Source organism: Janthinobacterium sp. GMG2, assembly GCF_033949445.1.
GTDB lineage: Bacteria > Pseudomonadota > Gammaproteobacteria > Burkholderiales > Burkholderiaceae_D > Janthinobacterium > Janthinobacterium aestuarii.
The window spans coordinates 328,459-341,743 of the sequence record NZ_JAXAWA010000003.1; the positions used below are offsets into that span (position 1 = coordinate 328,459).

Genomic DNA, 13,285 nt, shown 5'->3' on the forward strand with positions numbered 1-13,285 from the left:
CTCACCCAGTGCTGCCATGACCATGCCACCATCGACCCCCGCCAACCTTGCCGGCAGCGCCATCGGCGCCATGTTCTTTTCCCTGTTCGGCGGCCTGTGGGTGGCCGGCTGGTGCGTGCAGACGTATGGCGCGCATCCCTTCAGGTTGCTGCCGGTTGCCGCAATCACCGTCTTGCTGCTCATGCTGGCGTGGCGCCAGTTCCGGCGCCACCGGGCCGCGCATGCGGCGGCGGAACAATCGCCGCAGGCCAAGCGCGTGGGCCGGCTGTTCAATGTCGTCAACGCCGGGCAATGGATCGCCATCTTCATCGTCGGCAACGTCTTGAAAAACATGGGCTTGCAGGCGTGGTTCATCCCTGCCGTCATTTTGATCGTGGGCCTGCATTTCTTTCCGCTGGCCTGGCTGTTCAAGGCGCGTCGCCACCTGGCCATCGGCATGGCCCTGTGCGTGTGGGCCGTCGGTTATCCGCTGACTCTGCGCCATGGCCCCCTCGATCCCGCCGGCTGTCTCGGTGCCGGGCTGATCTTGTGGGTGGCGGCCCTCTCCGCCGTGCGCGCCGGTTTTGCCGTGCAGCAGAACGCCTTGCAGCCCCAGAAATAGCTTTTCCAACGGCCCGTACAGGGCCGCTTTTTGCTCATTTTTTGCGCACCGCAGCATCGATAATGTTTGCATCGCGCGCGCGACTGGCTTATAAATGTAATCGATTACATTTTGTTGAAAAGCGCCATGCCTGCAGCCCTTCCATCACCTTTGCCGACAGAAACCGTCTCCATCAGCGCCGTCGCCGCGCATGCGGGCGTGTCGGTGGCCACCGTCTCGCGCGTGATGAACGAGCAGGCGGGAGTGCGGGCGCCCACGCGCGACAAGGTGCTCGCTTCCGTGGCCGCGCTCGGTTACCGCATGAATCACCTGGCACGCAGCCTGCGCACGGCCGAGAGCCGCATGCTGCTCACCATGGTGCCCGACGTGGGTAATCCGTTCTATGCGCAGATCGTGCGCGGCATCGATACGGTGGCGCGCGAACACGGCTACTTCGTGCTGCTGTGCGACACGGGCGCCGACGCGGGCCGCGAGCGCTCCTACTTCGACTTGCTGCGCATGCACCGCGCCGATGGCGCCATCTGCCTCGATCCGGACACGGTGCAGCATGCCCTGTCGCATGAATCCGTCAGCCTGCCCTGGGTGGCGTGCTGCGAGTTCGACCCCGCCGTGGCCGTGCCCTATGTCGGCATCGACAACCACCGCGCCGCGTCCGACGCCGTCGCGCATCTGCTGTCACGCGGCCATACGCGCATCGGCCTGATCAATTCCGATGAGCGCTATCTGTACGCGCGGCAACGCCAGCAAGGCTATCTGGACGCTCTGGCGGCGGCCTGCTTGCCCGTGCAGCCGCAGTGGGTGCACACGGTGCAAAGCCTCGATTACGAAGCGGGCACGGCTGCCACGTTGCGGATGATGGCGCAGCCCGATGCACCGACGGCCATCTTTGCCGTGTCCGACACCCTGGCCATTGGCGTGCTGAGCGCACTGCGGCAGCTGGGCAAGCGCGTGCCGCAAGACGTGGCCGTCATCGGCTTCGACGATATCGCCATCGCCGCGCAGATCGCCCCGGGCTTGACCACGATTGCCCAGCCGATGCGCGAACTGGGCGAGACGGCGGCGCGATTATTGCTGCAGCGTTTGGCGGACCCGGCGGCCAGTGTGCCTGGTGTGCTGCTGCAACACCAATTAATTCTGCGAGGGAGTGCATAGTGAGCGTTGCCGTCGGTTTCGAGGGGGTCTGCAAGGATTTCGGCCCCGTGCGTGTCTTGCATGGCGTCAGTTTCAGCCTGTCGCCGGGGCGCGTGTATGGCTTGCTCGGCGAAAATGGCGCCGGCAAGTCGACCCTGATGAAAATCCTCGCCGGCTATGAAGCCGTCAGCGAAGGCCAGCTGCTGATCGATGGCCAGCCCCAGCGCTTTGGCAGTTCGCGCGCGGCGGAGAGCGCCGGCATCGTGCTGATCCACCAGGAATTCAACCTGGCCGAACACCTGACGGTGGCGCAAAACATGTTTCTGGGCCACGAAAAAACGCGCGGCTGGCTGCTTGACGAGGCCGCCATGCGCGAAGAAGCGTCGCGCTATTTGAAACAGGTGGGCCTGGACGTGTCGCCCGACACGAAAATCCGCGACCTGATCGTCGCCGAGAAGCAGCTGGTGGAAATCGCCAAGGCCCTGTCGCGCCGCGCCCGCTTCCTGATCATGGACGAGCCCACGGCCACCCTGACGTCGTCGGAGACGCAGCGCTTGTTTACCGTGATGGCGCAGCTGAAAGCGGATGGCGTGACCATCCTCTACATTTCCCACAAGCTCGATGAAGTCGAGCGCAACACGGACGAGGTCATCGTCATGCGCGACGGGCGTTTCGTCACGCGCGAACCGACGGCCAGCCTCACGCGCCAGCAGATGGCGAACCTGATGGTGGGGCGCGAATTGTCGGACATGTTTCCGGTCAAGGTGGCGCTGGCGCCGGACGCGCCCGTGCTCCTGAAAGTGGAGGGCTTGTGCGTGCCCGGCTGGTCGAAGGACCTGTCGTTCGAGGTGCGCGCCGGTGAAGTACTGGGCTTTGCGGGCCTGGTGGGCGCGGGGCGCACGGAATCGTTCGAGGCGCTGCTGGGCTTGCGTCCGCGCAGCGCGGGTACGATCGAACTCAATGGCCGGCCCGTGGACATCCGCACCCCCAAGCAAGCCATGCAGAACGGCATGACCTACCTGAGCGAAGACCGCAAGGGAAAAGGTCTGCATGTGAACCTGGGCTTGCGCGAAAACCTCACGATGATGACGATGGAGCGCTATGCACGGCCGTGGCTCGATGTGGCCGGTGAAAAAGCGGCGCTGGCCAAGGCCGTCGGGGATTTCAATATCCGCACGGGCGACCTCGACAGCCGCGCGCGCATGCTGTCCGGCGGTAACCAGCAAAAGCTGGCGCTGGCGAAATACCTGCATTCGGACCCGCGTGTCGTCGTGCTCGATGAACCGAGCCGCGGCGTGGACGTGGGCGCCAAGCGCGACATTTACTTTTTGATACACCGCCTGGCCGCCGAAGGGCGCGCCGTGATCGTGATTTCATCCGAACTGATCGAATTGATTGGCCTGTGCCACCGGGTCGCCGTGATGCGCGCCGGCACCTTGCAAGCCACCCTGTCTGCTGACCACCTGACTGAAGAGGAGTTGATTGCCCATGCAACCGGCACGCACTGATACGAGCGTATCCCCCCTGGCCCAATTCGGCGCGCGCATCAAGGGTTTTGGCCCCGTGCTGGGCCTGCTGGCCCTATGCATCGCGGGCACCTTGCTCAATGGCGACTTCGCCACCCTGGACAACCTGATGAACGTGCTCACGCGCACGGCCTTCATCGGCATCATCGCCGTCGGCATGACCTTCGTGATTATCTCGGGCGGCATCGATTTATCGGTCGGCTCCATGGCGGCCCTGATCGCCGGCTGCATGATCTATTTCATGAATGCGCTGGCGCAAGGGGCAGGCGGCGACTTGGCGCCGATCACCATGCTGGTGCTGGGCATCGCCATGGCCTTGGTCCTGGGCGCCGGCTTTGGCCTGATGCATGGCTTGTTGATCAGCAAGGGCAATATCGAACCGTTCATCGTGACCCTGGGCACGCTTGGCATCTTCCGCGCCGTGCTGACGTACTTGGCCGATGGCGGCGCGCTGACCCTGGACGCCACCCTGTCCGAGCTGTACAGCCCCGTCTACTACACGAGCGTGCTGGGCGCGCCGATACCGATCTGGATCTTTTTATTCGTTGCCGCGGCCGGCGCCATCATCCTCAACCGCACGACCTTTGGCCGCCATGTGCAGGCGATTGGTTCCAATGAGCAAGTGGCGCGCTATGCGGCCATCAATGTCGATAGAGTCAAGATTGCCACCTACATGCTGCTGGGCGTCTGTGTGGGCATCGCCACGGTGCTGTACGTGCCGCGGCTGGGTTCGGCCACGCCGACGACGGGCTTGCTGTGGGAACTCGAAGCGATCGCCGCCGTCGTCGTCGGTGGCACCGCGCTGAAGGGGGGAGAGGGACGCATCGTCGGCACCGTGATCGGCGCCATCCTCTTGTCCGTGATCAGCAACATCCTGAATTTGACCAGCATCATCAGTGTCTACCTGAATGCCGCAGTGCAAGGCGTGGTGATCATCGCCGTCGCCTTCCTGCAGCGAGGCCGCAAATAAAAACACAGCGGCGTTCTGAAAGGGCAGCCAACGGGCGCCCACAACCTTGGAGGAGAGCAGCATGAAGAGCTTTAGACGGGTAGCAGGGGTAGCAGGGATGGCAGTGCTGGTGATGCAGGCGTGGGCGCTGCCGAGCGCGCAGGCGGCGGAAAAGCTGGTGGTCGGCGTGGCCATCCCCACGGCCACGCACAGCTTTACGTCGGGCATCGTCTGGTGGGCGAACCAGGCCAAGGCGGAACTGGAAAAAGCCCATCCGGGGCTGAAAATCATCGTCAAGACGGCCGCCACGGCGCCCGAGCAGGCGAACCAGTTGCAGGACATGTTGACGGTGAACAAGATCAACACCCTGGTGATCTTCCCCATCGAATCGGCCTCGCTGACGCAGCCCGTCGCGCAAGTGAAAAACAAGGGCGTCTACGTGACCGTGGTCGACCGTGGCTTGACGAACACGCAGTCGCAGGATGCCTACATCGCGGGCGACAACACGGCTTTCGGCAAGCTGCCGGCCGAATACCTGGCGAAAAGCCTGAATGGCAAGGGCAATATCGTCGTGCTGCGCGGCATGCCGACCACTCTCGACAACGAGCGCTATGATGCCTTCAGCGCCGTGATGAAGGGCCATCCCGAGATCAAGATCCTGGACGCCAAGTATGGCAACTGGAACCGCGACGATGCCTTCAAGGTCATGCAGGATTATCTGACCCGCTTCAAGCAGATCGACGCCGTCTGGGCCGCGGACGACGACATGGCCATCGGCGTGCAGAAAGCCATCGCGCAAGCGAAGCGCACGGACATCAAGCAAGTGTTCGGCGGCGCGGGCGCGAAGGGCGCCGTGAAAAAGATCATGGACGGTTCCGACCCGCTGATCGTGGCCGACGTGTCGTACTCGCCCAAGTTCATGTACGACGCCATCAAGCTGACGACGGAAGCGCGCCTGAAAGGTGATAAATTGCCGGCCAACACGATCATCCCATCGGTGCTGATCACGCGCGAGAACGCCAAGCAATTCTACTTTCCGAACTCGCCTTTTTAAATTCTGGGGTCAGACCCCCTCGCCCGCTAGCAATGACCTGTGCGTTAGCGGCATTGAGGGTCTGACCCCGGCTTTATTTAACAGGACATTGACATGAAAACCATCCAGGGCCCGGCCATTTTCCTGGCCCAGTTTCTCGGCGATGAAGCGCCGTTCGACTCGATCGAGCACCTGGCGCAATGGGCGGCCGGCCTCGGTTACAAGGGCTTGCAGCTGCCGACGGCGCCGCGCCTGTTCGACCTGGAGCAGGCGGCGGCCAGCCAGCAGTACTGCGACGACGTGGTCGCCCTGCTGGCGCGCCACGGTTTGCAGGTGACGGAACTGTCGACGCATCTGCAGGGCCAGTTGATCGCCGTGCATCCCGCTTACGACGCGCTGTTCGACGGCTTTGCGCCCGAGCATGTGCGTGGCGACTCGGCTGCGCGCACGGCCTGGGCCACGCAGCAACTGCTGTGGGCGGCCACCGCTTCGCAGCGCCTTGGCCTCAAGGCGCACGTGACGTTTTCCGGCGCGCTGGCCTGGCCGTATCTGTACCCGTGGCCGCAGCGCCCGGCCGGACTGGTGGAAACGGCTTTCGCGGAACTGGCGAAACGCTGGCTGCCCATCCTCGATGCGTTCGACGCCGCCGGCGTCGACCTTTGCTATGAGCTGCATCCGGGCGAGGACTTGCATGACGGCGTGACCTTCGAGCGCTTTCTGGCCGCCGTCAACGACCACCCGCGCGCGTCGATTCTGTACGACCCCAGCCACTTCGTGCTGCAGCAGCTCGATTACCTGGCATTCATCGACATCTATCACGCGCGCATCAAGGCCTTCCATGTAAAAGATGCGGAATTCAGGCCGAACGGGCGCCAGGGCGTGTATGGCGGCTATGGCGACTGGCAAGACCGCGCCGGGCGCTTCCGCTCGCTGGGCGACGGGCAGATCGACTTCAAGGCGATCTTTTCCAAGATGGCGCAGTACGATTTCCCGGGCTGGGCCGTGCTGGAGTGGGAATGCTGCCTGAAGCATCCCGAGGACGGGGCGGCCGAAGGGGCGCGTTTCATCCGCGAGCACATCATCCACGTGGCTGAACGCGCGTTCGACGATTTCGCGGGCAGCGCGGTGGATCAACATCAAATCAGTCATTTGCTTGGCTTGAAATAAGGAAACGACATGCAGCGACGCTTACGGCTGGGCATGGTAGGGGGCGGGCAGGGCGCTTTCATTGGCGCCGTGCACCGTATCGCGGCGCGCATCGACGACCAGTACGAACTGGTGGCGGGCGCTTTGTCGTCCGACCCGGACCGCGCGCGCGACAGCGGCGCCGCGCTGCATTTGGCGCCCGACCGCTGCTACAGCGATTACCGCGCCATGGCGCAGGCGGAGGCCGCCAGGGCGGACGGCATCGAAGCCGTGGCCATCGTCACGCCAAATCACTTGCATGCACCGGTCGCCACGGCGTTCATGGAAGCGGGCATCCACGTGATCTGCGACAAGCCGCTGGGCATTTCTCTGGCGGAAGGGCAAAAGCTGGCGGCGCTGGCCGAACAGAAAAATCTGCTGTTTGCGCTCACGCATACCTACAGCGGCTACCCGCTGCTGCGCCACGCCCGGGCCATGGTCGAGGCGGGCGAGATCGGCGAACTGCGCCTCGTGCAAGTCGAGTATTCGCAGGACTGGCTGGCCGATGCCATCGCGGCGGGGGGCATGAACGAGGGCAACTGGCATAACGACCCGCTGAAAGCCGGGCCTGGCGGCACCCTGCTCGACGTGGGGCTGCACGCCTACCACCTGGCGCAGTTCGTCAGCGGATTGACGCCGCAGGCTGTGCTGGCGGAACTGTCGACGTTTGTACCGAACCGCACGCTGGACGACCACGTGCAGGTGATGCTGCGCTATGCCAACGGGGCCAAGGGTACCTTGTGGGCCAGCCAGGTAGCGACCGGTTGCGAAAACACGGTGCGTCTGCGCCTGTTCGGCAGCAAGGCGCAGCTCGATTTCGACCAGGAACAACCGAACGAATTGTGGTGTACGCCGCAGGGCGGCAACCGCCAGCTGCTGCGTCCGGGACGGGTCGACAGCGCCGCCGCGCGCCATGCAACGCGCGTGCCGGCCGGCCATCCGGAGGGGTATCTGGAAGCGTTTGCCCAGCTGTACCTGGATGCTGCCCTGGCCATCCGCGCGCTGCAGGCGGGCGCGCCCGTGCCCAAGGAAGCGAGCTGGCTGCCGACGGTGGCCGATGGCGTGGCGGGCCTGGCCTTTGCCGAGGCCGTGCTGCGCAGCCATGCGGCGGGCGCCAGCTGGACGGCGCTGGCGGACTGCTAAACTGGGCGCATGAGCGCGCCACTGACCACCTTTACCATCACCATCGTCCCGCAAGGCTGGCAATTCCCGGCCGAAGCGGGCACGACCATCCTGGCCGCCGCCGAGCTGGCCGGCATCCGCCTGCTCAGTTCCTGCCGCAATGGCACGTGCCGCACCTGCCTCTGTCATATGCCCGAAGGCAAGGTACGCTATACGGTGGACTGGCCCGGCATCAGCCCCGATGAACGGCTCGACGGCTACATCCTGCCCTGCGTGGCCGTGGCTGAAAGCGATCTCACGGTACAGGCGCGGGCCGTGCGCAAGTAAGGCGTCGCCGTGAGTATCTGTTAGATTTTAACAATGTTTCTCATGCTATAACATTCAGTCCAGGTTTCCAGCACACCTCCATTGGGGAGGAAATGAAACCTCAACATGGACATTGCATGCGTACATTACTCCCTTCGTTGTGGCAGGCCGCCGCATTGCCGCTGGCTATCATGACTACCTTGTCCGCCTGTGGCGGCGGTTCCGGCAGTAGCGTTGGCGTGCCGCCTGGCTTGCAGGAAAAACCCGGCATGACCCTGTCGGCAGTGAGCGGCAGCTGTACGGCCCAGCCTGGCGCCACCTGCGATGACATCCGCGTGACCGTGCGCCTGGCCGATGGCGTGACCGATGCGCGTCCCCAGCCGCATGAACAACCGGCCAGCGGCACGGCTAGCGTGCTGCAGATGGCCGACCGCCAGGAGCAGGCCGATGGCAGCTGGCTGCTGACGTTCAAGGCGCTGCCGAGCCTGGCGCCGGGCGTGTACACGGGCAGGATCGAGCTGTCCCTGCCCGCCACAGTGGGCCTCTACAAGACGGAAAGCATCGATTACAAGGTCACTGTCGCGCCGCTCGCCGGCAGCATGGGTGCGCTGCAGGCCTTGCCCGGCGTAGGCGACTGGGAAGGCGTGAATGGCAATGCCGCGCATACGGGCCTGGTGCCGGTCACCCTCGACAGCAGCCGCTTCACGCGGCGCTGGACCTGGCTGGGCCCCACTTCCCCGCGCGGCTTCGTCGGCAGTCCCGTGGTGGCTGCCAACGGCCTCGTGTATGTCAGCCAGCAGTCCGCCGCGCCGGTGGACGGCAGCAGCACCAAATATGTGACCACCTCGACCGTGACGGCACTCAACGAGAGCGATAGCCAGGCGCGCTGGACCCAGTCGCTCACGTCGGATGGCTATCTGGGCGCGCCAGCCGTTGCGGGCGGCAAGCTGGCCATGGCCGGCAGCGATACCGTGTATGTCTTCGATGCGCTCGCTGGCGGTGCGCCGCTCGGCGTGCGTCCGCCGAATACGAATGGCGCGCTGCTGGGTGTTTCCCTGGCGACGGCGCCCACCTTTTCTGGCGGCAATGTCTATGTGGGCGGTAATAACGATATCAGCGGCATCGATGCGGCGGCGGGCCAGACCCGCTGGTCTGCCAGCCTCGGCTTGCCCAAGCTGGGCAACGTCAACGACTGGACGCCCGCCGTCAGTGGGGGCACGGTGTACAGCCATGCGGCAGGGACATTGACGGCGTTCAATATCACCGATGGCACGGCCCGCTTCAGCGTGGCGGTGCCGGGTCAGGTGCTGGGGGGCTTGAACAAGAGCAGCTTGCGCCAGGCGCCCGTGCTGGCCGATGCCGGCAGTGTGCTGGTGCTCAATCAGCGGCCGCCGGCTGGCGAGACGGCGGATAACAGCCTGAGCCTGGTTGACGTGGATAGCCGCGCCGTGCGCTGGACGGTGCAGGGACAGTTCAGCACGCAGCCGGTGGTGGCGCAGGGCATCGTGTACGTGGGCGACCAGGCCAGCCGGTCGCTCGAGGCGCGCCAGCTCGGCGATGGTGCGCTCCTGTGGCGCTGGCCCCTCGATACGGCCCTCGATGAGTACTTTGGCGGCGATCTGATCGTCACCGGCAATCTGCTGTTTGTTGGCGGGCGCAACAATACCTATGCGATCGACCTGGCCAGCCGCAAGGCCGTCTGGACCTACCGCATGGGCGGCAGCCTGGCACTGTCGCGCCATGGCGTGCTGTACATCCGCCAAGGTACGGATTTGCCCGGCAGCAGCATGGTCTTGACCGCCATCAACCTGCAGTAGCGGCTTGCCGCGCGGCGGCTAGGGCTTGCCCGGGCTTTTGAGCCGCTGCAGCAGCGCATCCACGCTGTCGCTCACGGGCAAGCCGTGGCGGCGCAGCAGCTGCACGTGCAAGACGAGGTTTTCCAGCACCAGCTTGGCCGCCACGGCCAGCAGGGCCAGGTTGCGGTCTTCCGGGCTGAAACTTTCCATGGCGTCGGCCATCTCGCACAGGTGGTTGGCGATCAGTCCGCGCAATTCCTGCTCGTTGAAGGGCAGGTCGGCAAAATCGATGGGATCGGCCACCTCCACTTCCTGCATCAGCACCGCTAGTTCTTCCGGGGTAATCGTCATGCCTGGCCTCCTTGTGTGCTTGCCGCTATTTTAATTGTATTGGCCGCAAAGCGGACTAGAATGAGTCGAGGCCGACGACGTCGAAGGGCAGCATGGCGCATCTGCATTTTACGCAACAACTGGCACGCTACCTCGACGTCCCCATGGTGGACGTCGATGCACCACGCCTGCGCGCCGCCCTCGATGCCGCGTTTGCGCAGCAGCCGCGCCTGCGCGGTTATGTGCTCGACGAGCAGGGCGCGTTGCGCCCGAACGTGGTGATCTTCATCGACGGCGCCCGTTGCCGCGAGCGGCGCGTGCTCGACGATGCCTTGCTGCCCGACAGTCAGGTCTATATCTTGCAGGCACTTTCCGGAGGTTAAGTATGGGACAAGGCATGGTTCAACGCGCGTATCTCGGCACTCGCAAGGGGCTGTTCCAGTTCGATGTCGATGCGGCCGGCGCCTGGCAGCTGGCGCTGGTGCAGTTTGCCGGCGATCCCGTCTCCATGCTGCTGCACGATGGCCGCGACGGTGCCGTGTACGCGGCCCTGAACCTGGGCCACTTCGGCGCCAAGCTGCACCGCCTCGACGCGGGCGCCAGCGCGTGGCAGGAAGTCGCCGTGCCCGCCTATCCCGCCAAGCCCGAGGACAGCACCGATACCGTGGACTGGACCTTGCGGCAAATCTGGTCGTTGGCGGCCGGCGGCCCGGACCAGCCCGGCGTGCTGTGGGCGGGCACCTTGCCTGGCGGCCTGTTCCGCTCCAACGACCGCGGTGAGAGCTGGCAGCTGGTGGAGTCCTTGTGGAACGTGCCGCAGCGGGCGCAGTGGTTTGGCGGCGGCTATGACGTGCCCGGCATCCACAGCATCTGCGTCGACCCGCGCGACAGCAACACAGTGCTCGTCGGCGTGTCCTGCGGCGGCGTGTGGCAAACGCTCGATGGCGGCGCCAGCTGGGCCTTGAGCGCGACGGGCATGCGCGCCGACTACATGCCGCCCGAGCTCGATGAAAACGAAGCCGTGCAAGACCCGCACCGCATCGTGCGCAGTGCCGGCACGCCGGACGCGCTGTGGTGCCAGCACCATAACGGCATCTGGCGTTCGGACGATGCCGGCTGGCACTGGCAGGAAGTGACGACGGCGCCGCTGTCGCATTTCGGCTTTGCCGTGGCCGTGCATCCGCGCGATGGCGGTACGGCCTGGTTCGTGCCGGCGCAGGCGGACGTGCTGCGCATTCCCATCGACGGCGCGCTGGCCGTCACGCGCACGCGCGATGGCGGAAAAACTTTCGAAGTGTTGCGCGATGGACTGCCGCAGCAGCATTGCTACGACCTCATCTACCGCCACGGGCTGGCGCTGGCCGACGACGGGCGCAGTTTATTGATGGCGTCGACGACGGGCGGCGCCTGGTATTCCGGCGATGAGGGCGAACACTGGCAGACGCTGTCTGCCCACTTGCCGCCCGTTTATGCCGTCTGTTTCGCCACGCCGTAATAGCACAGGAAGATATCGACGGCCAGTTCCGCTACTTCGCGCTGGCGTGCCGGGCCCAGCAGGGGCTCACCCATGGTGATCTGCGGCCAAAAGGCAAAGGTTTTTAAAGGCGACATCAGCAGATGCGCCACTTCCAGGGTCTCGCCCGCCTTGATGCGCCCGTCTTGCTGCGCCGCGCGGATCCAGATATTCAGTCCCGTTTCCTTCTCATTCAGGCGCGCCACCATGGCTTGCGCCCGCTCGGGCGAGTGGATGGTTTCGCCAAAGATCACACGCGCCAGGTCGATGAAGGCGGGATCGCACAGCAATTCCATTTTCTGCTCGACCAGCGCCAGCACCTGCGGCCGTAGCGGCTGGTCGGCCACATAGGGCACGGCTGGCTGGGACACGCTGCTTTCCCACATGCGCTGCAGGATTTCCGCGAACAACTCGTCCTTGCTGGGGAAATGGTTGTACACGGTGCGCTTGGAAACGGCGGCCGAGGCAGCGATCCTGTCCATGCTGGTCGCATCAAAGCCGTGGTCGCGGAACTCGGCGATGGCGGCATCGACGATGGCGACGCGCTTGCGGTCGGTGAGGCGTTGCGGTGCGGCCATGGCTGAAAATCTCCTTTGAAAACAATATTTTACACCTCTTGGTTTACTTTGCCAGAAATAGGAACTACACTGTGTAGTGTAATTTAATCCTTGTTAATTCCTTGCCGGGCCATATATGCACTTGCACCGAGCCGCACGTCGTCTCTTCTTTCTGGGAGTCCTGATCATCATGAGTTCTTGCACCTTGCGCGCCGCGCCTGCCGCGCCCGCTGAATCACCGCAACGCCACGAAGGCAAGTTCCGCAATCCCGTGGAAATGTACAAGCTGGGCACGACAGCGACGCTCAAGCTGCTGTGGACATTTGTCTTTGATAAACCGGATAGCACGGTGCCGGCCGCGGCCGTTCCCGTGCAAGCCTTGACCCGGGCGCAGCTGCTGGCCGCGCCCGACAACAGCCTGTTTCGCCTCGGCCATTCGACCCTGCTGCTGAAACTTAACGGCGAATTCTTCCTCACCGACCCCGTGTTTTCCGAGCGCGCCTCGCCGATGCAGTGGGCGGGACCGAAACGTTTCCACCAGCCGCCCATCAGCATCGCTGACTTGCCGCCGATCAAGGCCATCATCCTGTCGCACAACCATTACGACCACCTCGACTATGCCGCCGTGCTGCAACTGGCCGCCAAGACCGAACACTTCGTTGCGCCGCTGGGCGTGGGCGATATCCTCGTCGAATGGGGCGTACCGAAGGAAAAGGTGCAGCAGTTCGACTGGTGGCAAGGCACGACGATTGCCGGAGTGAAACTCGTCGCCACGCCGTCGCAGCATTTCTCGGGGCGCGGCCTGTTTGACAGCAATCAAACCCTGTGGGCGTCGTGGGTCATCGACGCTCCGGACGTGCGCGTGTTTTTCAGCGGCGACTCCGGCTATTTCGACGGTTTCAAGCAGATCGGCGACAAGTACGGCCCGTTCGACATGACCATGATCGAGACGGGCGCCTACGACAAACTCTGGCCGGACGTGCACATGCAGCCGGAACAGACCTTGCAAGCGCACCAGGACTTGCGCGGCAAGTGGCTCATGCCCGTGCACAACGGCACGTTTGACCTGGGGCTGCATGCCTGGCACGAACCGTTCGACCGCATCACGGGGCTGGCGGCCAAACAGGGCGTGAACCTGGCCACGCCGCAGATGGGCGAAGCGGTCGACCTGGCGCAGCCGAAAAAAGGCGAAAAATGGTGGCTGGCAATGCTGGAAGAAGAGATGGCGCAGTAACG

14 protein-coding genes are annotated in these 13,285 nt (G+C 64.3%); 12 read left to right on the top strand and 2 right to left on the bottom strand.

The genetic code is table 11. From position 1 onward, the window contains the following. Nucleotides 1-22 precede the first annotated feature (22 nt). The 9 genes from SKZ59_RS13540 to SKZ59_RS13580 all read left to right on the top strand — a co-directional run bounded on the left by SKZ59_RS13540 (nt 23) and on the right by SKZ59_RS13580 (nt 9,670). Nucleotides 23-601, top strand: coding sequence for a DUF7010 family protein (locus tag SKZ59_RS13540; RefSeq protein WP_319992060.1), 579 nt, complete (start codon nt 23-25; stop codon nt 599-601). Nucleotides 602-727: 126 nt separating this feature from the next. Continuing rightward, on the top strand, nt 728-1,753 hold the full coding sequence (locus tag SKZ59_RS13545) for a LacI family DNA-binding transcriptional regulator (RefSeq protein ID WP_319992061.1): 1,026 nt from the start codon (nt 728-730) through the stop codon (nt 1,751-1,753). Next, nucleotides 1,753-3,240 carry a sugar ABC transporter ATP-binding protein gene (locus SKZ59_RS13550; RefSeq protein ID WP_319992062.1) on the top strand — a complete coding sequence of 496 codons (1,488 nt, stop codon included), beginning with the start codon at nt 1,753-1,755 and terminating at the stop codon, nt 3,238-3,240. The genes SKZ59_RS13545 and SKZ59_RS13550 overlap by 1 nt, the downstream gene beginning before the upstream one ends. After that, entirely contained in the window at nt 3,221-4,228 is a 1,008-nt protein-coding gene (locus tag SKZ59_RS13555; protein WP_058049290.1) for an ABC transporter permease, read from the top strand. The genes SKZ59_RS13550 and SKZ59_RS13555 overlap by 20 nt, the downstream gene beginning before the upstream one ends. A gap of 97 nt (nt 4,229-4,325) precedes the next feature. Continuing rightward, complete coding sequence (locus tag SKZ59_RS13560; protein ID WP_223278972.1) at nt 4,326-5,261, top strand: substrate-binding domain-containing protein; 936 nt, start codon at nt 4,326-4,328, stop codon at nt 5,259-5,261. Between the two features lie 93 nt (nt 5,262-5,354). Further along, nucleotides 5,355-6,407 carry a sugar phosphate isomerase/epimerase gene (locus SKZ59_RS13565; protein ID WP_319992063.1) on the top strand — a complete coding sequence of 351 codons (1,053 nt, stop codon included), beginning with the start codon at nt 5,355-5,357 and terminating at the stop codon, nt 6,405-6,407. A gap of 9 nt (nt 6,408-6,416) precedes the next feature. Then, nucleotides 6,417-7,568 carry a Gfo/Idh/MocA family oxidoreductase gene (locus tag SKZ59_RS13570; RefSeq protein WP_319992064.1) on the top strand — a complete coding sequence of 384 codons (1,152 nt, stop codon included), beginning with the start codon at nt 6,417-6,419 and terminating at the stop codon, nt 7,566-7,568. Between the two features lie 9 nt (nt 7,569-7,577). Continuing rightward, a complete protein-coding gene (locus SKZ59_RS13575; protein WP_319992065.1) occupies nt 7,578-7,874 on the top strand; it encodes a 2Fe-2S iron-sulfur cluster-binding protein in 297 nt (98 codons plus the stop codon). Nucleotides 7,875-7,990: 116 nt separating this feature from the next. Next, nucleotides 7,991-9,670 carry a PQQ-binding-like beta-propeller repeat protein gene (locus SKZ59_RS13580; RefSeq protein ID WP_319992066.1) on the top strand — a complete coding sequence of 560 codons (1,680 nt, stop codon included), beginning with the start codon at nt 7,991-7,993 and terminating at the stop codon, nt 9,668-9,670. Between the two features lie 18 nt (nt 9,671-9,688). Here SKZ59_RS13580 and SKZ59_RS13585 read toward each other — a convergent pair whose 3' ends face one another. After that, the gene (locus SKZ59_RS13585; protein WP_046681950.1) at nt 9,689-10,000 is read right to left on the bottom strand and encodes a hypothetical protein; all 312 of its coding nucleotides are present in this window, start codon (nt 9,998-10,000) and stop codon (nt 9,689-9,691) included. Nucleotides 10,001-10,092: 92 nt separating this feature from the next. Between SKZ59_RS13585 and SKZ59_RS13590 the strand changes: the two genes are divergently transcribed. Together SKZ59_RS13590 and SKZ59_RS13595 are read left to right on the top strand one after the other, a co-directional pair. Then, nucleotides 10,093-10,362: a MoaD/ThiS family protein gene (locus SKZ59_RS13590; protein ID WP_319992067.1), complete on the top strand. Its 270-nt coding sequence runs from the start codon at nt 10,093-10,095 to the stop codon at nt 10,360-10,362. 14 nt (nt 10,363-10,376) lie between these two features. Next, entirely contained in the window at nt 10,377-11,474 is a 1,098-nt protein-coding gene (locus tag SKZ59_RS13595) for a WD40/YVTN/BNR-like repeat-containing protein (protein ID WP_034753594.1), read from the top strand. Here SKZ59_RS13595 and SKZ59_RS13600 read toward each other — a convergent pair. Continuing rightward, a complete protein-coding gene (locus tag SKZ59_RS13600; RefSeq protein ID WP_319992068.1) occupies nt 11,447-12,070 on the bottom strand; it encodes a TetR/AcrR family transcriptional regulator in 624 nt (207 codons plus the stop codon). The two genes, SKZ59_RS13595 and SKZ59_RS13600, sit on opposite strands and share 28 nt — an antisense overlap. A 169-nt stretch (nt 12,071-12,239) precedes the next feature. Between SKZ59_RS13600 and SKZ59_RS13605 the strand changes: the two genes are divergently transcribed. Beyond that, complete coding sequence (locus SKZ59_RS13605; protein ID WP_319992069.1) at nt 12,240-13,283, top strand: MBL fold metallo-hydrolase; 1,044 nt, start codon at nt 12,240-12,242, stop codon at nt 13,281-13,283. The last annotated feature ends 2 nt before the right edge of the window (nt 13,284-13,285 follow it).